This is a genomic window from Brenneria corticis (assembly GCF_003115855.1).
Classification (GTDB): domain Bacteria; phylum Pseudomonadota; class Gammaproteobacteria; order Enterobacterales; family Enterobacteriaceae; genus Brenneria; species Brenneria corticis.
In genome coordinates this window covers 1-24,609 of the sequence record NZ_KZ819076.1, presented here as the reverse complement: position 1 = coordinate 24,609, position 24,609 = coordinate 1, and the positions used below count along the sequence as shown (strand labels likewise).

19 protein-coding genes and 1 tRNA gene are annotated in these 24,609 nt (G+C 55.3%); 8 read left to right on the top strand and 12 right to left on the bottom strand.

The window, feature by feature from the left end:
* Positions 1 to 137: 137 nt before the first annotated feature.
* The 3 genes from DDT56_RS08180 to DDT56_RS08170 all read right to left on the bottom strand — a co-directional run bounded on the left by DDT56_RS08180 (position 138) and on the right by DDT56_RS08170 (position 3,058).
* Entirely contained in the window at positions 138 to 734 is a 597-nt protein-coding gene (locus DDT56_RS08180) for an RES family NAD+ phosphorylase (RefSeq protein WP_136165968.1), read from the bottom strand.
* 11 nt (positions 735 to 745) lie between these two features.
* Positions 746 to 1,378: an integrase gene (locus tag DDT56_RS08175; RefSeq protein WP_136165967.1), complete on the bottom strand. Its 633-nt coding sequence runs from the start codon at positions 1,376 to 1,378 to the stop codon at positions 746 to 748.
* Positions 1,379 to 1,699: 321 nt separating this feature from the next.
* Positions 1,700 to 3,058 carry an aminotransferase-like domain-containing protein gene (locus DDT56_RS08170; RefSeq protein WP_136165966.1) on the bottom strand — a complete coding sequence of 453 codons (1,359 nt, stop codon included), beginning with the start codon at positions 3,056 to 3,058 and terminating at the stop codon, positions 1,700 to 1,702.
* A 478-nt stretch (positions 3,059 to 3,536) separates the two neighbouring features.
* On the opposite strand from DDT56_RS08170, the gene DDT56_RS08165 reads away from it, so the two are divergent.
* From DDT56_RS08165 to DDT56_RS08130, 8 genes are read left to right on the top strand one after another with little or no spacing between them, the layout of a single operon-like run.
* Positions 3,537 to 3,851, top strand: coding sequence for a YdhR family protein (locus DDT56_RS08165; protein ID WP_168197593.1), 315 nt, complete (start codon positions 3,537 to 3,539; stop codon positions 3,849 to 3,851).
* 9 nt (positions 3,852 to 3,860) lie between these two features.
* Positions 3,861 to 4,970, top strand: coding sequence for an LLM class flavin-dependent oxidoreductase (locus DDT56_RS08160; RefSeq protein ID WP_136165964.1), 1,110 nt, complete (start codon positions 3,861 to 3,863; stop codon positions 4,968 to 4,970).
* Between the two features lie 22 nt (positions 4,971 to 4,992).
* The gene (locus DDT56_RS08155) at positions 4,993 to 5,946 is read left to right on the top strand and encodes a substrate-binding periplasmic protein (protein ID WP_136165963.1); all 954 of its coding nucleotides are present in this window, start codon (positions 4,993 to 4,995) and stop codon (positions 5,944 to 5,946) included.
* Between the two features lie 5 nt (positions 5,947 to 5,951).
* Positions 5,952 to 6,791 carry an amino acid ABC transporter ATP-binding protein gene (locus tag DDT56_RS08150; RefSeq protein ID WP_136165962.1) on the top strand — a complete coding sequence of 280 codons (840 nt, stop codon included), beginning with the start codon at positions 5,952 to 5,954 and terminating at the stop codon, positions 6,789 to 6,791.
* 19 nt (positions 6,792 to 6,810) lie between these two features.
* Positions 6,811 to 7,482: an amino acid ABC transporter permease gene (locus DDT56_RS08145; RefSeq protein WP_136165961.1), complete on the top strand. Its 672-nt coding sequence runs from the start codon at positions 6,811 to 6,813 to the stop codon at positions 7,480 to 7,482.
* Entirely contained in the window at positions 7,479 to 8,141 is a 663-nt protein-coding gene (locus tag DDT56_RS08140; RefSeq protein ID WP_136165960.1) for an amino acid ABC transporter permease, read from the top strand. Before DDT56_RS08145 ends, DDT56_RS08140 begins: the two co-directional genes overlap by 4 nt.
* A gap of 17 nt (positions 8,142 to 8,158) precedes the next feature.
* Positions 8,159 to 9,304 carry an alpha-hydroxy acid oxidase gene (locus tag DDT56_RS08135; RefSeq protein ID WP_136165959.1) on the top strand — a complete coding sequence of 382 codons (1,146 nt, stop codon included), beginning with the start codon at positions 8,159 to 8,161 and terminating at the stop codon, positions 9,302 to 9,304.
* 10 nt (positions 9,305 to 9,314) lie between these two features.
* Positions 9,315 to 10,622 (top strand): NAD(P)/FAD-dependent oxidoreductase, encoded by a 1,308-nt coding sequence (locus tag DDT56_RS08130; protein WP_136165958.1) that lies wholly within the window; start codon positions 9,315 to 9,317, stop codon positions 10,620 to 10,622.
* A gap of 193 nt (positions 10,623 to 10,815) precedes the next feature.
* On the opposite strand, the gene DDT56_RS08125 is transcribed toward DDT56_RS08130, so the two are convergent.
* The 9 genes from DDT56_RS08125 to DDT56_RS08085 all read right to left on the bottom strand — a co-directional run.
* Positions 10,816 to 11,133, bottom strand: a complete 318-nt coding sequence (locus DDT56_RS08125; protein ID WP_136165957.1) for a BrnA antitoxin family protein — start codon at positions 11,131 to 11,133, stop codon at positions 10,816 to 10,818.
* Positions 11,105 to 11,350 carry a BrnT family toxin gene (locus DDT56_RS08120; protein WP_136166180.1) on the bottom strand — a complete coding sequence of 82 codons (246 nt, stop codon included), beginning with the start codon at positions 11,348 to 11,350 and terminating at the stop codon, positions 11,105 to 11,107. Before DDT56_RS08120 ends, DDT56_RS08125 begins: the two co-directional genes overlap by 29 nt.
* A gap of 296 nt (positions 11,351 to 11,646) precedes the next feature.
* Positions 11,647 to 11,722: transfer RNA gene (locus DDT56_RS08115), tRNA-Gly, on the bottom strand.
* 186 nt (positions 11,723 to 11,908) lie between these two features.
* A complete protein-coding gene (locus DDT56_RS08110; RefSeq protein WP_136165956.1) occupies positions 11,909 to 12,835 on the bottom strand; it encodes a D-2-hydroxyacid dehydrogenase in 927 nt (308 codons plus the stop codon).
* A 154-nt stretch (positions 12,836 to 12,989) separates the two neighbouring features.
* Positions 12,990 to 14,732 carry a glycoside hydrolase family 13 protein gene (locus DDT56_RS08105; protein WP_136165955.1) on the bottom strand — a complete coding sequence of 581 codons (1,743 nt, stop codon included), beginning with the start codon at positions 14,730 to 14,732 and terminating at the stop codon, positions 12,990 to 12,992.
* A gap of 76 nt (positions 14,733 to 14,808) precedes the next feature.
* Positions 14,809 to 16,005, bottom strand: coding sequence for an HlyD family type I secretion periplasmic adaptor subunit (locus DDT56_RS08100; protein WP_417903691.1), 1,197 nt, complete (start codon positions 16,003 to 16,005; stop codon positions 14,809 to 14,811).
* Positions 15,995 to 18,172 (bottom strand): type I secretion system permease/ATPase, encoded by a 2,178-nt coding sequence (locus DDT56_RS08095; RefSeq protein ID WP_136165954.1) that lies wholly within the window; start codon positions 18,170 to 18,172, stop codon positions 15,995 to 15,997. The genes DDT56_RS08100 and DDT56_RS08095 overlap by 11 nt, the downstream gene beginning before the upstream one ends.
* Positions 18,169 to 19,575: a TolC family outer membrane protein gene (locus DDT56_RS08090; protein ID WP_136165953.1), complete on the bottom strand. Its 1,407-nt coding sequence runs from the start codon at positions 19,573 to 19,575 to the stop codon at positions 18,169 to 18,171. Before DDT56_RS08090 ends, DDT56_RS08095 begins: the two co-directional genes overlap by 4 nt.
* A 107-nt stretch (positions 19,576 to 19,682) precedes the next feature.
* Positions 19,683 to 24,609 (bottom strand): BapA/Bap/LapF family large adhesin (locus DDT56_RS08085; RefSeq protein ID WP_136165952.1); only part of this gene is annotated, 4,927 nt, incomplete at its 5' end.

Below are 24,609 nucleotides of genomic sequence, written 5' to 3'. Positions count from 1 at the left end.
TTGAACAACGCAAAGCATTGGCCCTTTACGGGCGAGGCGCTCTGCGATACTTTCATATTCATGGCGCCATCTTGCTATATGCGTGGCCCCTATATTCGGTCTATTTCAATCTTTTCTGAAACCAGCGCACTTACATATTAGTCGGATATGCCGATGCCGTATCTAGCAACAAAGCCAGGCCATTCGACATGTTCAGTGAGATCGATATCATCAATCACTCCGACCTTTTTCCCGGCCCGTTCGAACAGGGCAATGCTGGTGCCAGGATAGTTGTTGCGCGATGGATAAAGGATTCCATCGAACAAAGGCATACCATCGGCATCTTTCATGGCATAGATCCTGGACGATGCCTGCTGGGTGTACGAATAGTCGCGGCAGCTCAACTGCTCCAGATTCATGCCGAAGTAGCCCGCCATCACACCCGACGCAGTGAGATCGGCCAGCCGCAGATCGTCAAGAACGCCAACCGCCCGCACCAGGCGATTCTGAACCTCGGCCAACGTAATCGAGCGCACTGGGGCTTTACTCCATTGGTGCTTGTGGAACACGGATTCCATCAACGCCGTAGGCAGGTCCTGTCCCAGATAAAGCATGCCGTAAACCCTGGCCGGATCGTCGTATCTGTTGATAGCGTCGCGTCCATAGTACAAGGCATCACCGCGATAAACGATCCGGCTGACATGCTGCAACAACTCGGAAGCGCGGACATGGAAAACGGGCAACTCTACCGTCATCCAAATCCGTCCTAGTGCAAACCAAGCACGTTAAGCACCGCCCTGGCGACCTGGTCGACCGAGTCGGCTGTCACGGCTTCTACCGGCGACAGCCCGGCCAACCCTTCAAGTGGTTCGGACAAGGCATGATACAGGGTCCAGGCATCGACGTCGGCAGCCTGTTGCAGCACAACCTGCGTCAACTTTTGCTTCACCAGGTCGAGTTGCCAATCGGGCAGTTTCCTCCCTCTGGGGCCCACATTCAGCGCCAGCAGGCGGCCGGCGTCAATGTCCTTGTAAATCTGCTGGCGCGACTTGTGCGCCAGCTCGGCAAACCTGGGCAAGGACAGATTGTAAGGCTGTTCATACGCCGCCAGCATCGCAGCCCGCCCACGCTGAATTTCAGTCTCACCCGGTACCCAGCGAGCGTCCGTACGCAGCGCGACAGCCTTGCGCGCCAGAGCCTGCTTCGTCGTTTCGGCTGCCAGCGGCACCTCGATATACGCAGGAAGATCCGCCGCCCGAAGACGCTCTTGCACGAAAGCCTCTAACTCGGCGGCAAAAGCCTGCGCATCCCGGATAAGAACTGTCCGGGAAAAGCGATGCACATCTTGTTCCGTCACCCTGGGCAGATGACCGGCGATGAACTCCAAAGTCTTGGGCATATTGTCCTCCTGCGAGCAAACTACGGTATGCTCACAAATTAGTCGCCAATGACTACTTTGTCAATTATGACAACTAATTTATTAGTTCCGGCCTAAAATAACCTGACTTGATCAGGGACATAAAGCGGTAACCCTATATAAGCCTTCTGGAAGTAGCGATAGTATCGGGATGCGGAGAAAGCGCGAGCGAAGTCGGCGCGTTGGAAAGCTCGCCGCTCTCCAACCTTAGGACTTGCTGATCAAGGACAGCATCAAAATAGGGATGAAGGCGTCCTTAACAACCGACGTGGCTATCTTGCACTGGAGAAACAGGGAAATCCCCTAATCAAAAAGCACAGGAGCTACGCTGATTCTGGCGGTATTGAGTAATGCAGCTACGCTCTGAATCATGCCATTCGCTCGCGAGAGATTACCAATATGGATGGCGATATGCGGCGGGCCTTCTTGCAGGTAATAACGATTTCCTGAGCCTACCAGCACATTTTTCGACGCCAAAGTTGAAACTATTTGCAGTTCATCATGGACGGGTAACCAAATACAAAGGCCATCCCCCGGCTTTTGTCTGTCTGAATCGCTTAGATCGAGGCAACCCACTAATTCAGCTCGTCTAAGAATATACTCCTGTCGTATTTCGTCCATCCTGTTCCGATAATCCGGATCCGTTAAAATATGCAGCAACGCCCCTTGCAGTATCCGACTTCCCATTCCCAGGCCAGAAGCGCGCGATTGCTTGATTGCCGCGATATGCGAGGGGCTGCCGCCGATTATCGATGATCTCAAGTCCAGGCCAAACGCCTTGCAGAAAGAACGCACCAAAATCGTCCGTTCAGGCAGCCATTTTCCAATGCTCTCTGCCGGTGTTGAACAAATGGGTCCAAGCGGATCGTCTTCAATGATGCGTACGTTGGGATGGTGTTTCAACACGTCAGCCAATTCTTTAGCTCTGGCGACACTCATGGATAACCCCAGCGGGAGATGAGCGCGCGGCTGAAAGATAAAGGCTACGGGTTTCTTCTCTAACGCGGACTCCAGAGAGGCGACCTGCGGTCCTTCATGATCCCACTCTACGCCGATACCGATAATTCCCAACAATGACATAATCTGCAGCAGACGCGGGGTGGTGGGCTGCTCGACGGCGACGACCGAGCCTGGTTTGGCTACGGCGCTAAGCGAAACAAGAATGCTTTCCGAGCTTGCGCCTGTGATGATCCAGTCAGATGCAGGAAACGGCCAAGAACTTTCTGCATATTTTGCCAATGGCTCAATAACATAATCAAGTTCCGCCGAATGCAGGTTATTGACTTTCAAACCCGCTATCAAGGCGGGAGCGAGGTCAAACTGCAATGCTGGATCCGGCGATGCCGTAGACAAATCCAGCTGCAATGGCAGGTCTCGTCGTTCCTCCGGGACGCCCATCCGCTCGATAATGTAGGTTCCCCCGCGACGTCGGGTGTCCACAAAGCCTTCTGAACGGAGTTTCGCCCACACATTGGCGATGGTACTGGAGCTAACATCAAGCTTAACCGCTAAATCACGTACGGTTGGCAGACGAGCACCCGGCATAAGTTCCCGGGTGTTTATCAAATGAATAATTGATTGGGCAATACCGCTGGGTTCTCTTGATAAACAGACTTTGGCTAACCATTCTGCGTCGACGTGCTCATCACATTTCCCGGACATTTAACGCCTCTTTCCATTGATTGATCGTCTGGAATATAAACTGAAACGCAGCAAACATAAAATAACTTCAATTCATATATAAATATATTTTTAGTTTGTTCAAATTCACAACGTTTAAAATGCTCAAAAAGCATAAGCAATGAATAATTATGGGAATAAATGCTATGGGAAATGGATAAGCGATTTTGAATTTCATTGGCTGAACGCGTTTTTTTGCAGGCTGAAATGTGAAGAAATGGGGAGGACACAGCGATCACCTTGTACAACACCGCTATATATTTTAATTAATTCAAATAATTATACCAGACCCTTCCCATCGCGACTCCGGTTTTTGTATTACCAAAAAAGTAGTTCTACTGGGCGTGAACATTTTCAAAACATAAATATACATATATCTATATGACCAAAACATATTTGACGTTCCTCTCCCCGCCTCATTATAAACAGAGTCACTTAGACAAAGATGAAGGGTAAAACGATGGGGTATGTGATTGCGCAGGTGAACTACGATAGTAATTTCCAGGACGGCGTTCCACGTGAAGAAAAACAAAAAGCCGCTGAAAGAAGAACGGAGATTCCGGGTTTTTTGTGGAAAATATGGTTACGTGATGAGAAAGCGCAGCGTGGAGGAGGACTGTTTTTGTTTGAAGATCGTCCCTCTGCGGAGGCCTGGCTGGCTGCCAGAGCTAATCAACAATTCCACGAGGTTTACAAAAATATCACGGTTGAATTGTTTGACGTAGATGAGGAGCTAAGTCTCATTTCAAATGCTCCCCTCACGGTATCCGCCTAAGGAGAACGTATGAGTATTGAGATCTATGGGCATTTGACGCACCGGAATGAATCTGAAATTCATTTAGCCGTGGGAGCGAGTCTGGACATTGAGTATATCAAACGTCAGTCGCAGGATCATGAAGCCGCCGGGTTTGACGGCGTGTTGATCGGCGTCGGAAGCGACGGCCCGGATAGCCTGCAAATTGCGGCTCTGGCGGCAAATGCAACCAAGACGCTTCGTCTATTGGTTGCCAACAGACCCGGACTCATCAATCCGACGTGGGCCGCACGCAGTTATGCAACCTTAGACCGGATTGCGAATGGGCGGATCGGCTTTCACGTCATCACCGGTAGGGAAAGCGATGGAACCCGAAAAAACGGCGATCTGTTAAGCAAAAATGAACGATATGCGCGGACGCGTGAATTCATTCAGATTCTGAAAAGCGCATGGATAAATCATTCACCGTTTGACTTCAAAGGCCGGCACTACGATATCGAAGGGTTTGCCGCATCGGTATTCCCTTTGCAGAGCCCGCGCATTCCGGTGTATTTCGCTGGGAATTCGGAAGCGGCATTTGAGGTGGGCGCTGCGGAAGCAGATCGCTATGCGTTATATGCGCAACCGCTGGAATTTCTGAAGCAGGATATCGCCAAAATCCATCAAGCCGCCCATGATGCCGGCAGGAAAGATCCGCCAGGGATCATTATCTTGGTCAGACTGATTGTGGCTGAAACAGATGAGTTAGCCTGGCAGAAAGCCGAAGAATATAAAGCATTGGCCATTGCGCAATCTCAATCTGCCCGGCCTGAAGAGACCCGATGGCTACCTTCGAATGACGGGCGTGATGCAAGCGCTGGAGACAGCAAACAACTTGAAGCGAATCGTTTATCTGCAAAGCACGATCGTGCGTTGTGGACGGGATTGGCCGGCGTGACGGAAAGAGGCAAATCAACGGCGTTGGTTGGTAGCCCGGAAACGATTGTTGCCGCGTTGATGGATTATATCGATGCCGGCGTGACGATGTTTATTTTAGATGGCTTTAATAGATTAAATGACGTACCCGATTTTGGTCGACGCATTATCCCTCCTTTCCGTGCAGCCATTGCCGCGCGCGAAAAAGCTATGACCTCGAACTGACCGTTAATAATAAGGGCTTACCATGCTGCATAATCATATTCTTCGTCGTAATTTACTCAAAGCGGGATTGGTGGGGGCTTTAATGATAAGTATTGGCTCCGTGAGTACGTTCGCCGCCGCTTCACCTGAACAGAACGCGCCGGCATTAAAAACTATCGAGCCGGGCTATCTTACGGTCGCTATTTTGGGCGAGCTACCCGCTTCAGGTATAGACAACAATCGTATAACGGGGACTGACGGCGAAATCATTTCACTGATCGCCGACAAACTCGGTCTAAAAGTGAAGCCGGTATTAGCCAGTAATGCGGGAGTAATTGAAGCCGTACGCTCCGGGCGTGCTGACGTCATGCTAGGTAATATGCGCTGGACGGCTAAGCGAGCAGACGTCATTGCATTATCGAATCCGGCCTACTTTATTAGCTATGGGGTAATTACGCAAAAAGACCGAGAACTGCCGCCGTTAATTAACATTTCGGACTTATCAGGAAAGCGAACCGGAACGTTAACAGGTGCGTCATCAACGGCGGAGCTGAAAAAAATTCCCAATGTCGCCGCCGTGAATTTTTATGATAATAGCGAAGCCGCTATTCGCGACCTGACCTCAGGCAGGCTTGATTTCGCGGTACTGGATCCCACTCTTATTGCCTTTCAGGCAAAGCGCAACCCAGCGCTCAATTTAAAACATGTGGTGTTTAAACCTGATGCAGACTTCGCTTATTTGACCGGTCGTAGTCAGGTGGTATTTGGTGTTTCCTATGATAATCCGGATCTTCTCGATGCGATTAATGCGGGATTAAAGTGGGTGGGCGCAACCGGACAGTCGAAGAAAATATTTTCGAAATATGGTCTGGATGATCCCGACTATTTTAAACCGCTTGATGTTGACAACCGTATCGGCGTTGACCGCGACGCCAATGGAGCGGTCATTGGTAAAGGTGCTCATGCCACCAAAGATTTCAGCCGTTATTTTGAGTAATGTAAATGAAATTAGCGCCAAAATTTATATCGAATGCGCAAAGCGAGGTGCCAGGGAGGGCGCCGCAGCAGAATAGCTTGGTGCGCCTGAGTGGAGTTTGCAAACAGTTCAAAGATGAGCTCGTTCTCAATGAGATTGATCTGGACGTTGCCGCCGGCGAGGTAATAGCCCTTATTGGCCCAAGCGGTTCAGGTAAATCAACCCTGCTGCGTTGTATCAACCTGCTGGAGACGCCCAGCAGTGGAACCATCTATATAGATGGGCAATCCATCTGGGAGTCAGGAAATCCTCAGCTTCAATTAAGCGGCCGGCAACTCGCCCAAAAAAGGCAAGAAATTGGGATGGTGTTTCAGAAATTTAATCTCTTTCCTCATCTTACGGTACTGGAGAATGTCACTATCGGGCTGACGAAAGTGTTGAAGCTTTCGAAGATGGAGGCAAAAAATATCGCTGGAGAATTTATCGGTAAGGTCGGACTGTCAAAATTTCTCGATGCATATCCCGCAACCCTTTCCGGAGGCCAGCAGCAACGCGTGGCGATTAGCAGGGCATTAGCCATGCGTCCTAAACTTATGTTATTTGATGAGCCTACCGCCTCGCTTGATCCTGAACTGGTTGGTGAAGTGCTGGATGTTATGCGCATGCTCGCCAATACCGGAACAACGATGATTATCGTGACGCACGAAATGCATTTCGCGGCGGAAATAGCTGACCGCGTAGCATTTCTTGATGGTGGAAAAATACTTGAAATAGGCCCTGCGTATGACGTCTTACATAAACCGCAGCATACAAGAACCGCCGCATTCTTAGCCAAAGTACTATCTCGTTCAGGCAACGAATTATAACTGCTGAAGGGCGGAACTTATGACCGAGCATTTTACGGCCCATTTACCGGAAGTGAGTGGGATATTTCTGAACGCAGTGTTAATGACTATCACCGTCACATTAGGCGGCGGCGCATTAGCCACGCTACTGGGTATGGGCATTGCCTATCTCAGCACCAGTAAGTATCCATTTATTCGTCTGTTTTCTGCAACCTATGTGGCTTTATTGCGCGCAGTGCCAACGCTGTCGCTTCTCTTTTTTCTTTATTATGGTTTACCCGCGTTTGACATTCGTCTGGAGCCGATTCCTGCGGCGTTTATCGCATTCGGCCTTCACGGAGCAGCCTACGTGGCGGAAATTGTTCGTGCGGCGTTGTCATCCGTTGCAACAGGACAGCGTGAAGCCGCGCTATCGATTGGTATGACGAAATACCAATCGATGTGGCATATTCTTTATCCGCAAGCGGCAAGAATCGCTTTGCCGCCCTATTTCAATTATCTCATTCAATTATTAAAAGATACGTCGATAGCCTCTGTTATCGCCGTGCCGGAGCTTATGTTCCGGGTCACGACATTGGCAAACCAAATCGGATTCACAGATTACCTTTATCTCTATGCGGCACTAATTTACCTGATACTCAGCGTTGGTTTGAGTCGTGGGGCCAAGGCTATAGAGAGACGTATGCAATTAAGTTTAGGGGGGAGAGTATGAGTGAGATTGTTGTGTGGCTGCCGGTATTGTTAGAAGGGCTGAAGGTCACGCTGAAAATCGCCGCTATCTCCTTTGTCCTTTCTTTTTTTCTTGGTCTGGCCTTAGCATTAGCGCGTCTGTATGGCGGACGTATATTAAGATTATCAGCCAGCGCTTTCATTGAATTGTTCAGAGGCACGCCGCTATTAACTCAGATGCTGATCGTCTATTTTAGTTTAGGCGCCCTTGGATTGCTCTTTTCGGCGTTTACGGCCGCAGTGATTGCCATTACCCTGAATAGCGCCGCCTATATGTCAGAGATATTTCGGTCAGGAATTATATCCGTTGACGCTGGGCAGAAAGAGGCGGCGTTATCAATTGGAATGTCTGAATTCCAGTCATTCCGCTATTCCGTGTTGCCGCAAGCCGTACGCGTCATTATTCCGCCTATGACTAACTATGCGGTTATTATCATCAAGTCCACTTCTCTCGCTTCTGCCATAACTGCGCCAGAACTAATGATGCAGGCACACTCTTTGAGTAGCGAATATTTTAAACCGACCGAAATTTATGCGCTAACCGCAGGTATATATATTTTAATAGCGTATCCACTGTCGTTGGTTACGCATTTATTAGAAAGGCATCTTGCGCAACAAGATAATAAACCGTCTTATTTTTGACAGCGAGTATCCTGACGATGAAAACACGCAGCCAGTTCACGACGACACAAGATATTGTTTGGGAAGCAAAACAAAACCTTCCCTCCGATGTATGGGACTACGTCACTTATGGTACGGAAACTGAAACTACCCTACGGCGTAATCGTCTTGCACTGGATAGTCTAGCCTTGATACCGCGGGTTATGCGAGATGTCAGCCGTATTAACCCGGCATCCCGCTTCTTAGACCAGTCACTGCGTATACCGGTGATCCTTGCGCCTATTGGTTCCCTGACCTTATTTGATCCTGACGGAGGTCTGGCTCCGGCAGAAGTGGCGCGTGATTTTGGGATTACGCACATTTTAAGTGGCTATGCGGCGCCGGGTTATCAGGAAGTGGGTAAGCGCGTGCCGGAGAAAACGCTCTATGCGCTGCATCCAAGGCCTGGGCTTCCCCCACTGGGTGATCTGGCTAAATCCGTCGCGGATGCGGGGTTTAAGGCGATCGTGCTGGTCAGCGAGACGGTTTTTTATACCCGTCGCGAACGCGATCTCATGAGCAAGGTAAAAACGGCTTTCCAGGTTGAAGAATTGTATTCATCGCTATTGAGAAATGTGCGGGAAATGCCGGAAGAACGACAAATTACCGTTGAAGGCCTTGCGGGTGCGAGAATGGATTGGTCAATGATCTCCGATTTAAAAGCACACTCCGGCTTAAAAGTTATCGTTAAGGGGATCATGTCCGCGGAAGATGCCCGACTGGCCGTCGAATACGGTGCTGATGCCATTTATGTTTCGAACCATGGCGGCAGAGCGCTTGATCATGCTCCGGCAACCATTCAAATGCTCCCTGCGATTGCCGAGACGGTGGGCGGCCAGGTTGACATTATCGTCGATGGCGGCTTTGTTCGCGGTACTGACATTATTAAGGCCATTTCCCTCGGCGCAACGGCGGTGGGATTGGGGAAATTGCAAGCCTGGGCGCTGGCTGCCGGAGGGCGGGAAGGCCTCTATCGTTTACTTGAACTGCTTGAAGAAGAAATCGTAATCGCCATGGCGCTGCTTGGGGTGAATTCGCTATCAGAACTGACTCCAGATTGCCTGCAGGCGCTCTCTCCCGTCGGCAATTCACATCCTTTAGCGGCGTTCCCCGTAGTAATGGAACGACTGGGCATCGCCAGGTGAAACCAACGGTATGCTGTTTATTCCCAAGGCCGTCCCATACTCGGATAAATGCACGGTGACTAAGAAAAAGGCGGTCGTAGTTGGAGGGGGCATCGTCGGGGTATGCTGTGCGCTGTTTCTGCAAAATGAAGGTTTGCAGGTGACGCTTATTGACTGCGCCGAACCTGGCGAGAGTACGGTTAAATGGAGTGGCGGCCTTCTGGCTGTCAGTGATGTATTCCCCCTGTCCAGACCTTCAATATTGAAACGCATTCCCTCCGCACTTATCAAGCCATATGGACCTTTGTCGATTCGGCCGGGAGCATTCCCCGGTATTCTGCCATGGGCCATGCATTTTCTCGCCAATGCACGCTCTGCCAGAATCACGGCCACGTCCCAAGCGATGGCGACCTTAACGCGAAATGTCTATTCAGATTATGAAGTACTTTTAAAAGACGGCGGTAATAAAAACTTGATAGGCAACAAGCCGGTTATCCAGGTATTTAAGCACGCATCCGGACGGGAAAATTACCAAGGCCATGCGGAGCAATGCCATGCGTTGGGATTTCAGACAACTGAACTCAGTTCTGCCGACATTGCTGATTTAGAGCCGGTTCTGGCGGGCAAGTTTGCGCACGGCGTGATGCTGAATGACTGGAGAGCGGTCAACGATACCCGGAGTTTTATGGTTGCCCTGACCAATCTGTTTTTACAACGAGGCGGAGAACGCCTTATGCAAAAAGTGACGGGCTTGTCAGAGAAGTCAGGCATCGCTACAGGGGTGATCCTGAACGGACAGCGTCATTTACCTGGAGATCATTTCGTCATTGCGGCAGGCATGGGATCCCGCCATTTTTTCAAACAGCTTGGCGTGAATATCCCCCTTATTGGTATTGCCGGTTATAAAACCTTGCTGACCGAACCCGGTGTGACGTTTAACCATTCTGTTATTTATACGGATGGTGGATTCTGCTTTACGCCGATGACGCGGGGTTTGCAAATGGGTGGAATGCTTGAGTTTGCGGGTGCGAATGCAAAACCTGATTTTAGGCGTGCTGAAATCATCATGCAGCAGGCAAGAGAACTACTCCCGCAACTTAATCCTGTAAAGCAAGAAACCGGAGTGGGATACCGACCTACTTTACCCGATAGCAAACCCGTCATCGATCGCAGCCATAGACTTCCCAATGTCTTGATGGCGTTTGGGCATGGTTCGCTGGGGCTGACACTCGGTGCGACAACGGGCAGAATTGTTTCAGAACTCGTGGCGGGCAAAATACCGGGCCAGGATATTGCACCGTTTAGCGCATACCGATTTAAGATATTTGGTCAAAAATAGTTTTCTTTTTTTTCGCAGAATCATTCGCATAGCCTGTCCATGGAGTCGACCGTGCCCGCGGAATCGAAACACTTGCGTTGGAGTAAGTGTCAATAAAAAGCCGGACACCTTGCTCCAAAATTAATCACTCACCCGATTCAGACTCCTTTCCAGAACCGCTCCGAACTGATGCCTACAGCCTCTCCAGGCGCAATTAACCGCGATGCTGGTCCAAGTCACGTAGCATCGCTTCACGCAAGATGGCATTGATACGGGTCTGATACCCCTTACCGGGCGCTTTCAACCAAGCCAGTATATCGGTATCCAATCGGACAGTCGTAGCCTGTTTAGTCGGTTTATAAAACGGATTACTAACCGCATTTCTCCAGAACGTCTCTGCCAACGGTGGTATATCGCTGTAATCAATCTCGCGGTCAGGGCGAGTCGCCAACTCTTCCAACTCAGCCCTCTGGGTTTCCGTCAGCGGCGGAAGATTAGCCAGATCAACCCTGTAACGCACGGTTTTGCTCATAACGCCTCCTCTCTTTCGCATCGGCCTTACGGACTGAAATTATGCGAATAACCTCGGTACCGCCCTCTTTATCCCGAATGCTGTGGGCTACCATCAGCACAATATGGTTTTCAATCAATCCCAGAGTCTGCCAGCGGTATTCCTCGTTCTCGATCCGATCCTGTTCAAACAACGCATATGGATCAGCAAAAACACGCGTAGCTAGTTCAAAGCTGATGCCATGCTTCTGCCGATTGCTGGCGGCTTTGGCCGCTTCAGTTTCTCACGAACTAAAGCAATCAGCCCTAGGCAAACGTAAGAAACCAAGCATGACTTCCCAAAATTATATTTTTCTTAGGGTATTTGCGTATGAGAAATGCGTAATGCGTTCTAATATTTTCACGAAGGTCAGAGAAGTATTCCAACTTCCTCGGGCTAGCGGACGCTACAGGAATAAAAAAAGCCAAAAGACATAATCTTTTGGCTTTTTTCAATCACCTATGGACTTAAGTGGAACTCCATGGCGCTAAATTCTGGAGCGGGAAACGAGGCTCGAACTCGCGACCTCAACCTTGGCAAGGTTGCGCTCTACCAACTGAGCTATTCCCGCGTATGACCAGCTTATTATCTCTCAGTGCCGTTGAAAAGCAGTTTTGGCGCACCAGGAGTAAAACATAGTCGATAAATATATACAACCATATGAATTTTATAGCTATTTAACTAAAAACTCACTCGGCGGACAGCATTATGTCCCAATCAATTGGCACTGGCAAGCCCTTTTTCAGCGCACAAACGTTCAATACTCGCTGGAGAAATCGACCTCGCCCCGCAGGCTCTCTCCCTGCCGGAAACGGGTCAGGTTATCGAGAAATAGGCGAACGAGTAATCCCGGCACCATCGGGCCGGCGATATGCGCGCTAATGGCAAGATTCGGTTCCAGCCAGAACGGATGGGATGCGGGTAACGGCTCCTGTCTGAACACATCCAGCACCGCGCCGGCAATCTGGCGATTGCGCAAGGCCGCGAGCAAGTCGTCGTCAACGACCGCCGTTCCCCGGCCGACGTTGATAAATAAGGCGGACGACTTCATCGCGGCGAACAGGGCGGAATGGTAGATATCTGCCGTGGCCGAGGTGTCAGGCAGCAGATTAATCACGTAGTCGGCATCCCGCACGGCCTGTTGCAACCCGGCGATCCCCAAGACTTGTTTAAAGTGAGGCAGCGCGCGGGGCGTATTTACGATGCCATGCAGTTCAACCCCGAAGGGGTGCAGGAAACCCGCGACTTCACATCCGATTTCGCCCGCGCCGACGATAAGTACCGTTTTGCCGGCAAGAGAGCCCGGCAGGCGGTGATCCCATTGCCGCTCGGCCTGACTATGCCGCCGTTTATCCATCTGTAATTCATGCCGCAGCATATAGGCAAGCACATATTCGGCAATCGGTTGACCGAATACTCCCACGGCCCGGCTGAGGCGGTAATCACGCGGCAACCCGGCGGCCAGCAACGGTTTAAACCCGGCCCAGGTGGACTGCAACCATTGCGGCTTTACCCCCTGAGCCAACAGGGCCGCGGCCGCCGCGGGGTCGCCAAGCCAGATCGGATAACGCTCAGCCTGCCCTGCCGTACCATCCGACAATAGCAGTTCAAGTTCCGGCGCCTGGTTATGCAGCACGGGGCTGATTTCATCAGCTCGAGGATCCAGCAGGAGGATAGCGGTCATAAGCAGGTTCCTTACGCAAAATACAAATCAGGACGTCAACTCAGAACAGCATAACCACTCCCTGAAACGAAAACGAGGGATTAAGCTGACTTAATCCCTGCTCTATCACGGACATCGTCACCGGCAGCTTTATTACATTGCGGGCAACCCGTCGCTATAGCTGAAAAATCACCGCCTGCCAGGGCTTCATCCGCAGATGATTTTCGCCTGGAGAGGCCGCCTGTTCAGCGCGGTTGCTAATCAGCGTTTTGACGATCTTTTTACCGTCGGGAATATCCCATTCGACGTCGTCATGGGTGAAATTAATCACCACCAGATATTGTTGTTCCCCCAGGGTGCGGGTATAGGCGAAGAGTTTATTATGCTGCGGATCGACATCGTGATACGCCCCATATATCAGCGCCGGCGTCTGCCGTCTTAATGCGATAAGTTCACGATGATAGTTATATACCGAGTCCCGGGCGTTAATCTGCGCAGCGGCGTTAATCCGGGTATAGTTCGGATTAACCGGCAACCAGGGGGTCCCCTGGGTGAATCCGCCGTTGGCGTCCGCGTTCCATTGCATCGGCGTTCTGGCGTTATCCCTGCTGGTCTGCCGCAAATTATCCAGATACTCCCGCGCCGTTACTTTTCCGCTTTCGACGAAATCCCGCCACTGCCCTTTGACCTCGATATCGTCGTATTCCTCGATGCTGGTAAAAGGATAGTTGGTCATCCCCAGTTCATCGCCCTGATACAAGAACGGCGTCGCCCGCTGGGTGAGCATCATGGTGGCCAACGCCTTGGCGGATAGCGCACGCCATTGATCGTCGTCATCCCCGAAATGCGACACGGCGCGCGGATTATCGTGGTTACTCAGAAAACTGGTATTCCATCCCAGTTTGCCGGACTGGTCGACTTTTTGGTAAGCCGCTTTCAATTCAGGCAACGTCCACGCGGTTTTACGCCAGTTGTCACGGTCAAGGCGAATAATATCGAAATGAAATATCATATTAAGTTCATTGCGCTTGGCGTCGATAAATTTCGGCGTCTGCTCAAATGTCACGCCAAACGCCTCGCCGACGGTCATGGCATCATAATGCGATAAAACCTCCCGGTTCATTTCCTGCAAATAGTCATGAATGCGCGGTCCGTCGGCATAAACAAATTCCGGATGCGTTAACTTGTCCGCCGGCAAATCAGGCAGACCGGCCTGCTTGGATATAAAGGGAATAACATCCATACGAAAACCGGAAACGCCCTTATCCAGCCAGAAGCGCATAATGTCATAGACTTCATGGCGAACCTTCTTATTTTCCCAATTCAGATCCGGCTGTTTCTCCGCGAAATAGTGCAGGTAATATTGCCCGGTGTTGTCATCTTTTTTCCAGGCGGAACCGCCGAAGAAAGAGGGATAGTTATTGGGCTGGCCGCCATCGAGCCCGTCCCGCCAGATATAATAATCACGGTACGGATTGTCTTTCGACTTGCGGCTTTCGACAAACCACCGGTGTTCATCGCTGGTATGATTGACGACAAGATCGATAATCAGCCGCATGTCGCGCCGTTTAATTTCGTTCATCATCCGATCGAAATCGGACATGGTGCCGAATTCTGCCATTACCTTGCGGTAATCGCGGATATCATAGCCATTATCGGCATTGGGCGAATCAAAATGCGGACTCAGCCAAATAACATCGACGCCAAGATTGTTTAAATAATCCAGTTTCTGCGTAATACCGTTGAGATCGCCAATACCGTCGCCATTGCTGTCATTAAAAGAGCGCGGATAGATTTGATAAACGACGGCTTCTTGCCACCATTTCCCGTCTTCTTCTGCGGCGTCGGCCTCGGCGAACGGCGCCATATTGGCTAACGATGCGATTGCCGCCAGCCCGCAAACAGGTAATTTGGACATCTTGATTCCTCGTCTTCAACATGATTACTGCGTGGTAAAACATCATTTATCAAGGCTTTAAGGTTCGCGACCTTATCTAGCGTTCACGCAGGGCCTCGTTCACACGGTTAAAGGGTTTGATTACATAGTCCATCACCGTTTTCTCTCCGGTTTTGATATCCACCGTGGCGATCATCCCCGGCACAATGGAAAAACGGCGACCGGCCTTGTTTTGCAGGTAATCCTGGCCGGTGCGAATAAATACCCGGTAATAAAAGATCTCCGGTTTGACTTCATCCTGAATGGTGTCCGGCGAAATACTTTCCACCACGCCGTCCAGCCCGCCGTAAATGGCGTAATCGTAGGCGGTGATTTTCACCAACGCTTTTTGGTCCGGATGGATAAACGCAATATCCCGCGGCGACAGGCGCGCTTCGATCAGCAGACGATCGTCCACCGGAACAATTTCCATCAGTTCGCCATTGGGGGCGATCACCCCGCCGATGGTGGTCACCTGAATATTTTTCACAATGCCGCGCACCGGCGAACGTACCGTCAGCCGGGTTACCGAGTCCGTCCGCCCTTTAATCACTTCCGAGAGCATATTCACTTCCGCGTTGGCCTTGGCCAGCTCCTCGCGCGCCTGGACGTAGTATTGCGAACGCAGGTCGGTCAGCCTCAGGTCGAGATCCGCTTTCTGACGTCGCAGACGCAGCGCTTCAACGTGGCTCGCCGCCCCGGTTTTCACCAGCCGTTCGGTGATCGCCAGTTCGCTCTCCACCAGCACCAGCGCTTCTTTCAGCCGTGATTCGGCGTCCGCCAGCTGCGTGCGGCGGCTGTTATAGAGCCGGGTTTCCGCGGCGACAAGCTCCGGCCACGCTTTTACCGCCTCGGGGAACTCCAGCGGCTCGTCGTTGACCTCCGCGTTCAGTCGAACGCTGGCGGCCAGCGAGGCTCGATAGCGGGCCGCGCTCTCGCCCACGTTGGATTCGGAACGGGTCGGATCCAGCCGCGCCACCACCTGCCCCGCTTCCACCAGCGTTCCCTCGCGGATTCTCAACTCCGCCAGTATCCCGCCGTCAAGCGTCTGCAAGGTCTGCTCGCGCGAGCTGGGGATCACCTTCCCGATGCCGGTAGACACCTCGTCCAGCGTGCCAAACCATGCCCAGATCCCCGCCGCCAGCAGCAACAGCGCGGTAACCACAATGATGCGCTGCGCGCCCACGTACTGGTTTTCGTGTTCATCCGCGTTTACCAGGTCATCGTTCATCAGTTCCGGCGGATTAATGTTCATTATTTACATCCCGGCGTCCGTTGTGATGCCGCGCGGCGTTCAGCGCCTGCGCCTTCGGCGCGTCCATCGCCACCTGGCCGTCTTGCAGTACAATCACGCGCTCCACCAGTTCCAGCACCGCGGCCCGATGGGTCGCCACCACCAGCGTGCGCCCCGCCAGCCAGCCCGAGAGGCGCTGAATAAACTCCCGTTCGGCGTGCTCATCCAGCGAGGCGGTAGGTTCATCCAGCAGGACGATATTCGGATCGCGCAGCAGCATGCGCGCCAGCAGGATCGACTGGCGCTGGCCGCCGGAAAGGCCGATTCCGCCCTCCATTACCGGGTGATCCAGTCCCAGCGCCAGTTTTTTCACCAAACCATCCGCGCCGCACACCTCCAGCGCGGCAAAGATCTGCGCGTCGCCGGCGCGCGGCGCTCCCAGGGTCAGATTCTCGCGCAGAGTGCCGAAAAACAGCCGGGCGTTTTGCGTGGTCAGACCGATATTGCGGCGCACGTCCGCCATATCGATATGCGCCAGGCTCAGGTTATCGAGCCGCAGTTCCCCCTCCACCAGCTCCATACCGCCCGCCATCGCCTGGAGCAGGGTGGACTTCCCGGCGCCGTTGCGTCCCAGAATCGCCACCCGTTCGCCAGGACGGATCTCCAGCTGCGCTATTCTCAGCGCGATAACGCTGTCTTCGCTGTGGTAACGGAACGCCGCGCGCTGAAACTGGTAGTGGCCGTACAGCACGTCGCAATTCACTTTGCTTTCATCAAGGCCGTTCTCCACCGGCAATTGCATCACGCCGTCCAGCCCCTGTTTCGCGGCTTTGACCTGCTGCCAGCGCGCCAGCACGCCGCACAGGGTGGTCATCGGCGCAATCATGCGCGACGACAATAACGACGCGGCGACCACGGCCCCGGTGGTCATCTCTCCGGCAATCACCAGCGGCGCGCCAATCATCACCACCAGCGCGTACACCAGGCCCTGAACGCTCACGCCCCAGCTAATCAGCCCCTGGGTGAGTTTGCGGATACGCACGCCGGATTCGGCGCTGATACTGATGTAGCTGTTCCACTGCTGCAGAAAACGGTTCTCCGCCTGCATCAGTTTGATATCTTCCAGCCCCTGCACGCTTTCCACCAGCACCGCGTTGCGCAGCGTGATTTCCTGGGTGGACTGGCGCGCCAGCTGCGCCAGCCGCTTTTGCAGCAGCACGCCCGGCAGGATCATCAGCAGCGCCGACACCGGCGCGATCCACGCGAGCGCCGGCGCGACGATCAGCAGCACCAGTAAAAACAGCAGGAAAAACGGCAGATCGACCACCGCGGAAACCGTGGTGGAGGTGACCATTTCGCGGATCTGCTCCAGCTCCCGCAGTTGGGAAATAAAGCTCCCGGTGGAGCGCGGAATGGCGCTGTTGCGTAGCCGCAGCGCATGGCCGAACACGCGGTCGGAAACGCGGATATCCGCGCGCTTGCCGAGAATATCCATAATCTGCCCGCGCCCCAGCCGCAGCAGGAAAGCGAAAATCACCGCGATCAGCACGCCTATCGACAGTACATAGAGCGTCGGGTAGGATTGCGCCGGGATCACCCGGTCGTACACCTGCATGGAAAACAGGATCCCGGACAGCGCCAGAATATTCACCACCAGCGAGGCCAGCATCACATAGCTATAAGGCTTGAAATCCCGCAGCACCAGTTTCCACAGCCAGTCCGGGCGGTAATTTTCCAGATAGCGCCAGGCGCGGCTGTCTCTCACCGCCGCCGCCGGCCGCAGCGCCACCACATGGCGGATCTCCGGCAGCAGTTGACTCAAAGAGAGCTGGCTAAGCTGGTTGCCGTCCGCCATAAAACAGAGGCTTACGGTATCCTGACCGTCAAACTGCTCGATAACGCCCACCTGACCGTCCGCCAGCTGTATCGCCAACGGCAGCCGCCAGGCGGAGATATCCTGATGCTGCTGAAGAACGCGGGCCGTCAACCCGGCCTGACGCGCCAGATGTTGCAGCGCCTGGGGGAAAGAGAGCTCTTGCAGCCACTGCGCGCTGGCCTGAAGCGCCCCCGGTGAAAAGGCCAGCCGGTAATGGCCGGCCACGCAGCCTACGGCCCCGGCCCAGAACGACATCAACCGCTCGTCGCCTTGCGGCGCCGCCTGCGCGTTTTCTTCCGTCAACTGACTCATGGCTGGATCTCTACGGCCTGGATAGTGCGATTATTCAGCGCGAAAGCGCTGCGCGTCTTACCGGTGCTATACAGGCAATCGAGCTGCAACTGGCGCAGTTGCACCAGCGTTTGCCGTTCGGTGAAGCGTACCTGAAACACCTCCTGTTCGGCGTTCAGCACGTCCAGCAGCGGCCGGCTGCCCAGATCCAGATATTGCTGCTGATAGAGCGCGCGGGTCTTTTCGCCCAGCTCCCGTTGCCGCACCTGAATTTGCAGCGTGCGCGCCAGACCCTGAGCCTCATTTTGCGCTTCCGCCAGTTGCTGGCGCGCATCCAGCCGCGCGGACTGCACCGCGGCGTTGGCGGCTTCCCGCGAGTGCGCCGCCGCGTTGCGCCCGGCGGTCAGCTTGCCGCCCTGATAAAGCGGCATTTCGACCTTGACCCAGGCGGAATATTGCGTGCGATCCAGCGTCGCGCTATTGGCGTAACGGTCGTTGAGGTAGTGGCTGACCTCCGGCTGCAATGAGATGGTCGGGAGCATCCTGGCGTCGGCCTCATCCAGCTGCGCCTGCGCTTTATTGGCCTGGGCGTAAGCCGCCAATACCGCCGGGATCAGCCGGTCGTCCGGTTCGCCGGCCTCGCAGGCGCGGCTCAGGCTTGGCGGAAAATCGTCGCTGACCTGCTGAATACGCTCCCAGCCCAGCCGGGAAGCGAGCGTCGCCCGCCAGCGGTCGAGATTGGCCTGGTACTGTAATAACAACGAACGCGCGCCTTCGATGCGCGCTTCGGTCTGCACCACGTCCGAAAGCGTACTGGCGCCCTCATCGCTGCGCTGACGCGCCAGTTGGCTGATGCCGCTCAGGGACGTCAGCTGATCCCTGGCGATCTTCACCAGATTCTGATAGCCCTGCACCTGGACCAGCGCCGACGCGGTATCATGCGCCACGGTATCGATGCTCACCAGTACGTTGGCCTGCTCCTGCGCCACGCCGGCGTTGGCGGCGCGCACCTGGCTATCCACCTTGCCGAAGTCATACAGCATCTGGGAAAGCGACAGCACCAGCGACGGGCTATAGCCGCTGTCGCGGTAAGTGTTGGTGATGCCGTTATTAATACCGCCGTTCACCTGCGGATAATATTGCGACCGCGCCACGTTGACCGCTTCCGACTGTTCGAACAGCCGCCCGACGGCTTTACCAATGTCCGGGTGCCAGGAGACGGCGCGCGCGACCGCCAGGTTGATATCAAGGTTTTCAGGCGCGTTGGACGCGATGGACGGGAGCACCGGGCCGGAAAGCGAAGGCAGTCGCTCCCAGGCGACGACCTGCCCGGTGCTGATAACGCCCGGCGGACGTTCGGTCTGCGCGGCGCCGACGCTGCGGTAAATCCCTCCGGCAAAGAGCAGTAAATACGCCAGTGTCATTATATATACGCGACGGAGATTCATGTCATTCCATAGTAAAATCAAATAATTGAATAAAATCACCCGCGGCGCGGCAGCCTTGCCGAGCCGCGGGATTTAATAATGCGTCAGGCGGTTATGACATGGTTTTCCAGCAGCTCATCCAGCGTGACTTCCACGCCCTGCAAGGTGACCAGCTCCGTGGGATTGAACGCCGTTCCCTGACCGTCGCGGTCGATGGAGATCACCGTGCTGCCGTTAACGGTTTCCACCGAGAGCCAGTCGCCGACGTTGCCGGCGGCGTCGCTCCCGCCTTGCAGTAAGCGGCTGACATCAATCTGGTCGCCATCCGCCAGTGAAAAGTCCGTCCAGGTATCGCTGCCGTTGCCCCCGGTGGCGTCCTGCGCATCCAGCAGGTTGAAAATCACCGTGTCGCCGCCGCTGCCGAGCGTAAAGGTATCGTCATAGACCGAACCGGTGGCGATATCGCCGTGGCTGGTGCCGTTCAGCTGCAGCGCCAGGTCGATGGTCAGCGTGGCGGCGGCGGTTTCCCCGCTGGCGGAAGTGAGGGTGTAATTGAAGCTTTCCTTCTCGGTGATGGCGGTGAGATCCACATCGCCGTTCAGGGTATAGCTGTATGAGCCGTCGATATTGAGCGTCAGCACGCCATAGTGCCCCTGCACCGTCGCCGCCGCATCGCTGGTGACGTAAGGATTCAGCGTGGTGATATTGCCGTCCGCATCGGCAATGGATAGCGTGGTCGCCACGGAAACCAGCTGGTCGGCGGCGCTCTCCAGCGAACCGCTGCCATCGAAAATATTCCCTTCCACCGCGGCGGTTTCGGTCTGGAAGTCATCCAGCAGGATATTGGTCCCCGCCACCGACGCGCTCACCGTAACGCTCCCCACGGACAGCGCGCCGATAGAGCCGGTAAAGTTCAGGGTGTATTCCCCGGCATCCAGCGTCAGGTCGCCAAGGGAAACGGTGGCGCTGCTGCCGAGCAGCCTGCCGCTGGCCACCGTCCCGTTCGCCAGCTCGGTTCCGTCGCTGTTCTGCAATGCCCAGCCAATACTCAGGCTGCCCAGGCTTAGTAACGAATCCACCTTAAAGGTGATGCTGGCGTCTTTTACCACGGTATGCTCCGCCACGGTGACCGTGCCGCTGGCATTCCCCGAGGTAGAGCCGAACAGCGACGATCGCCAGGCGGTGGAGCCCGCATCGCCGTCGCTGTAACTCGTCTCCTCCTGCACCGCCGTCGCCGCCAGGGTGACGCTATCGTCCACCGCCGTCAGGGAGGAAGCGACCAGGTTGACGTTGAGGGTGCCGTTGTCGGATTCGCCGTCCGGCGACGTCAGCGTATAGACGAAGCTGTCCGGCGCGGTAATGCCGTCCGCGCCCACGCCGGCGTTGAGCGTGTAGGTATAGTGACCCTGCGCGTCGATGGTCAATACGCCATATTCGCCGCTAACGCTGGTGACGCCATCGGCGGCTATCGCCACGCCGTTCACCGAGCTGATTGACGACCCGGTCGGCGCGGTGTCATCTTCCATCACGTTGCCGGTCGTGCTGGCGCTCACCGTTTCCACGGTATAAATATGGTCTTCCAGAATATGCAGGGTGTACCTCGTCAGCGCGGAGACGCCGTAAGCGGTATCCAGCAGGAACAGGTACTTGCCGCCATCCAGCGTCAACGTCAATTCATCGGACGAACCGCCCAGCAGCGGGGCCGTCAGCCAGTGTTCCACCGTGCGGTACTGATCGTACTGCTGGGTGGCGTCATTAAATTTGTAGATATAGAGATCGAAGCCGGACAACAGGGAAACGCCGCCGACCGACGCCTGGAGCGTCATCGTCCGGGTTACCCCCTCTTCCACGTCGAAAATGATCGGGTTGGTGATATCGTCCAGAATGCCTACATTCAGCACGCTGCCCAGGCCAAGGTTCAGCACGGTAAAACCGCTTTGCGATGAGGTGCCGTTATCTATCTCATCCACCGTGGTCGCAAAGGTAATGGCAGCCGAATCATCCACGGCGACGACATTACCGCTGGCGCCGGGTTCCGTGCCCAGCGACAATACCAGCCTGGCGGTGGACGTTTCACCATTCGCGGCTACCGTGTAAGTGAAGCTATCCGTGTGGCCCAGCACCGCGGTGGAAGTGTCGGTGAGCGTGTAGGTATAGCCGCCGTCCTGATTGATGCTCAGCGTGCCGTATTCGCCCTGGATGGCGGCGCCATTCGCCGTTACGGAGACCGCCTCCCCCGCGCCGTGCGCGACCTGCGTCACCACCGTACCCCCCGGTGCGACATCCGTACCGTGATTCGGGTCCTCATCGGTAATAACGTTGCCGGTATGGAGGGTTTCCCCGTTTACCACGCCGGCGGCGGTTTGGGTCACCGTCGCCGCCACGCTGACAAAAGAGCCGACCGACAGCAAGGCGGTGTTATACGCCAATGCGCGGTAAGTGCCTTCATTCATGTTTTCCACGTTCAGCGTCACGCCGTTATTGCCGACGGTCAGCAGGCTGGCCCACTGGGCGTCCGCGGTATCGATCACCGTGGTCCAGGAGTCGGTGTCGGCGTTATACTGCTGCACCAGCATCCCCATGCTGTTAAGCAGCGACAACACGCCGCCGGTGGCATTGGCTTCCAGCACCACATCCGCCGTGGCGCCGTCGTCAATGGTGAAGGTGACCTGAGCGCTGTCATTCCCCAGCAACGACGCGATATTGCCCAGCGCCCCAACGACCAATACCCCCCAGTCGCTGTACGACTGGGTAGTGACGTCCGCATCGGTCGCCAACTCCAGCGACACATTATTATCGTTCGCCGCCAGCTCCAGCACCGGCGCGATAGCATTGGTGGCCGCCGAGATATTCCCCGACGCATCGGTGGCCGTAACCGATACCGACTGCCCGTTGGCCTGCGCGCTCGGGAAATCGTAGCGGTAGTTGCCCTGCGCGTTCGCCTGTACGGTAGCGAGCGAGCCATCCGCCAAGGTGATGGTGACGGAACTGCCGCCCTCGGCCACCCCGCTGATACTGCCGCCATCGTCGCTGATGGCCGCGCTCGGCGCGTTCGGCACAGTGGTATCCGGCGCCGTGGCGGTTGCCCCGGCAGAAGCATTACCAGCCGCATCGCTGGCTGTGGCGGTGATTGCCTCGCCGTTGGTCAGCGCCGGGGATAGCGGAACGGTAAAGCCGCCGTCGTTACCCGCGGTTGCGCTGCCCAGCGCGTTGCCGGCGGCATCGGTAATGGTTACCGTGCTGCCCGCTTCCGTTGTGCCGCTAACGGCGGCGCCGTCCGCTGCCACCAGCAGATCGGTTGGGGTTGCTGGGGCGGTGAGATCCGGGGCGATCGCGGCGGTGGAGGTAGAAATATTATTCGCCGCATCCGTGGCGGTAACCGTAACGGTTTCCCCGTTGGTCAGTGCAGTCGGCAAGGCAACGCTATATACGCCAAACGCATCCGCCGTGGCGGTCAGCGTGGCGCTGCCCGGCAGCGTGACCGTTACCGTGCTCTCCGGCTCGGCCGTTCCGCTAACGGTCAGTCCGTCATTACTGACCGCCGCTTCCGGCGCCTCCGGCGCGGTGGTGTCCGGCACAGACGTATCCGGTACGGTAACCTGCGTAGTCGAAGAGGTATTACCCGCACCATCCGTGGCGGTTACCGCCAACTGTTCTCCGGCGGTTAACCCTTGCGACAGGGGGATGCTCCAGGTGCCGTTTTCCGCCGCCGTCGCGGTCTGGGTACTATTATCCGGCAAGGTCACCGTCACGGTACTGCCCGCTTCCGCCGTACCGTTTATCGTCGTGCCGTCGTCGATGATATAAGCTTCCGGCGCATCCGGCGCCGTGGCGTCAGGCGCGGTGGCGGTTGCCGCGGTTGAGGCGTTACCGGCCATGTCGTTGGCTATGGCAGTGATTGCTTCGCCGTTGGTTAGTGCCGGAGATAGCGGCAACGTAAAGTGGCCGTTGTTACCCGCGGTTACGCTGCCCAACGTATTGCCTGCCGCATCAGTAATTCTCACCGTACTGCCCGCTTCGGCTGTACCACTAACGGCGGCGCCATCTGCTGCCACCAGCAAATCGGCGGGAACTGCCGGTGCGGTGGTGTCAGGTGCGGTGGCCGTTGCCGCTGTTGAGGAATTACTAGCCGCATCGCTGGCGACGACATTAATCGCTTCGCCGTTGGTTAGTGCCGGTGATAACGGTACGGTAAAATGGCCATCCTCACCTGCGGTTGTGCTGCCCAACGTATTGCCTGCCGCATCAGTAATGCTCACCGTGCTGCCCGCCTCGGCGTTGCCGCTAATGGCGGCACCGTCTACTGCTACCAGCAGATCAGCAGGAGTTGAAGGAGCGGTGGTATCCGGGGCGGTAACGCTCGCCGCGGCAGAGGCATTACCGGTCGTATCGCTGACTACCACGCTAATCGCTTCGCCGTTGGTCTGCGCCGGGGATAGCGGTACCGTAAAGCGGCCATCGTCACCCACCGTTACACTGCCCAGTTCATTGCCGGCGGTGTCGGTGATCTTCACCGTACTGCCGGCCTCGGCTGTGCCGCTGACGGCTGTACCGTCTTCCGCCACCAGTAGATCGGCGGGAGCTGAAGGCACGGTGGTATCCGGCGCCGTGGCGATTGCCGCGGCAGAGGTATTACCGGCCACATCGCTGACCACCACACTAATCGCTTCGCCGTTGGTCTGCGCCGGGGATAGCGGTACCGTAAAGCGGCCATCGTCACCCACCGTTACACTGCCCAGTTCATTGCCGGCGGCGTCGGTGATCTTCACCGTGCTGCCGGCTTCGGCGTTGCCGTTAACGGCAACGCCGTCCGCTGCCACCAACAGATCGGTTGGGGTTGCAGGGGCGGTAAGATCCGGAGCGATCGCGACGGTGGAGGTAGAAATATTATTCGCCGCATCCGTGGCGGTAACCGTAACGGTTTCCCCGTTGGTCAGCGCGGTCGGCAAAGCAACGCTATATACGCCAAACGCATCCACCGCGGCGGTCAGCGTGGCGCTGCCCGGCAGCGTGACCGTTACCGTGCTCTCC

Excerpts from the sequence above, each read along its gene's own strand:
- DDT56_RS08180 (WP_136165968.1), bottom strand. The coding sequence starts at position 734 with ATGACGGTAGAGTTGCCCGTTTTCCATGTCCGCGCTTCCGAGTTGTTG.
- DDT56_RS08175 (WP_136165967.1), bottom strand. The coding sequence starts at position 1,378 with ATGCCCAAGACTTTGGAGTTCATCGCCGGTCATCTGCCCAGGGTGACG.
- DDT56_RS08170 (WP_136165966.1), bottom strand. The coding sequence starts at position 3,058 with ATGTCCGGGAAATGTGATGAGCACGTCGACGCAGAATGGTTAGCCAAA.
- DDT56_RS08165 (WP_168197593.1), top strand. The coding sequence starts at position 3,537 with ATGGGGTATGTGATTGCGCAGGTGAACTACGATAGTAATTTCCAGGAC.
- DDT56_RS08160 (WP_136165964.1), top strand. The coding sequence starts at position 3,861 with ATGAGTATTGAGATCTATGGGCATTTGACGCACCGGAATGAATCTGAA.
- DDT56_RS08155 (WP_136165963.1), top strand. The coding sequence starts at position 4,993 with ATGCTGCATAATCATATTCTTCGTCGTAATTTACTCAAAGCGGGATTG.
- DDT56_RS08150 (WP_136165962.1), top strand. The coding sequence starts at position 5,952 with ATGAAATTAGCGCCAAAATTTATATCGAATGCGCAAAGCGAGGTGCCA.
- DDT56_RS08145 (WP_136165961.1), top strand. The coding sequence starts at position 6,811 with ATGACCGAGCATTTTACGGCCCATTTACCGGAAGTGAGTGGGATATTT.
- DDT56_RS08140 (WP_136165960.1), top strand. The coding sequence starts at position 7,479 with ATGAGTGAGATTGTTGTGTGGCTGCCGGTATTGTTAGAAGGGCTGAAG.
- DDT56_RS08135 (WP_136165959.1), top strand. The coding sequence starts at position 8,159 with ATGAAAACACGCAGCCAGTTCACGACGACACAAGATATTGTTTGGGAA.
- DDT56_RS08130 (WP_136165958.1), top strand. The coding sequence starts at position 9,315 with ATGCTGTTTATTCCCAAGGCCGTCCCATACTCGGATAAATGCACGGTG.
- DDT56_RS08125 (WP_136165957.1), bottom strand. The coding sequence starts at position 11,133 with ATGAGCAAAACCGTGCGTTACAGGGTTGATCTGGCTAATCTTCCGCCG.
- DDT56_RS08110 (WP_136165956.1), bottom strand. The coding sequence starts at position 12,835 with ATGACCGCTATCCTCCTGCTGGATCCTCGAGCTGATGAAATCAGCCCC.
- DDT56_RS08105 (WP_136165955.1), bottom strand. The coding sequence starts at position 14,732 with ATGTCCAAATTACCTGTTTGCGGGCTGGCGGCAATCGCATCGTTAGCC.
- DDT56_RS08100 (WP_417903691.1), bottom strand. The coding sequence starts at position 16,005 with ATGAACATTAATCCGCCGGAACTGATGAACGATGACCTGGTAAACGCG.
- DDT56_RS08095 (WP_136165954.1), bottom strand. The coding sequence starts at position 18,172 with ATGAGTCAGTTGACGGAAGAAAACGCGCAGGCGGCGCCGCAAGGCGAC.
- DDT56_RS08090 (WP_136165953.1), bottom strand. The coding sequence starts at position 19,575 with ATGACACTGGCGTATTTACTGCTCTTTGCCGGAGGGATTTACCGCAGC.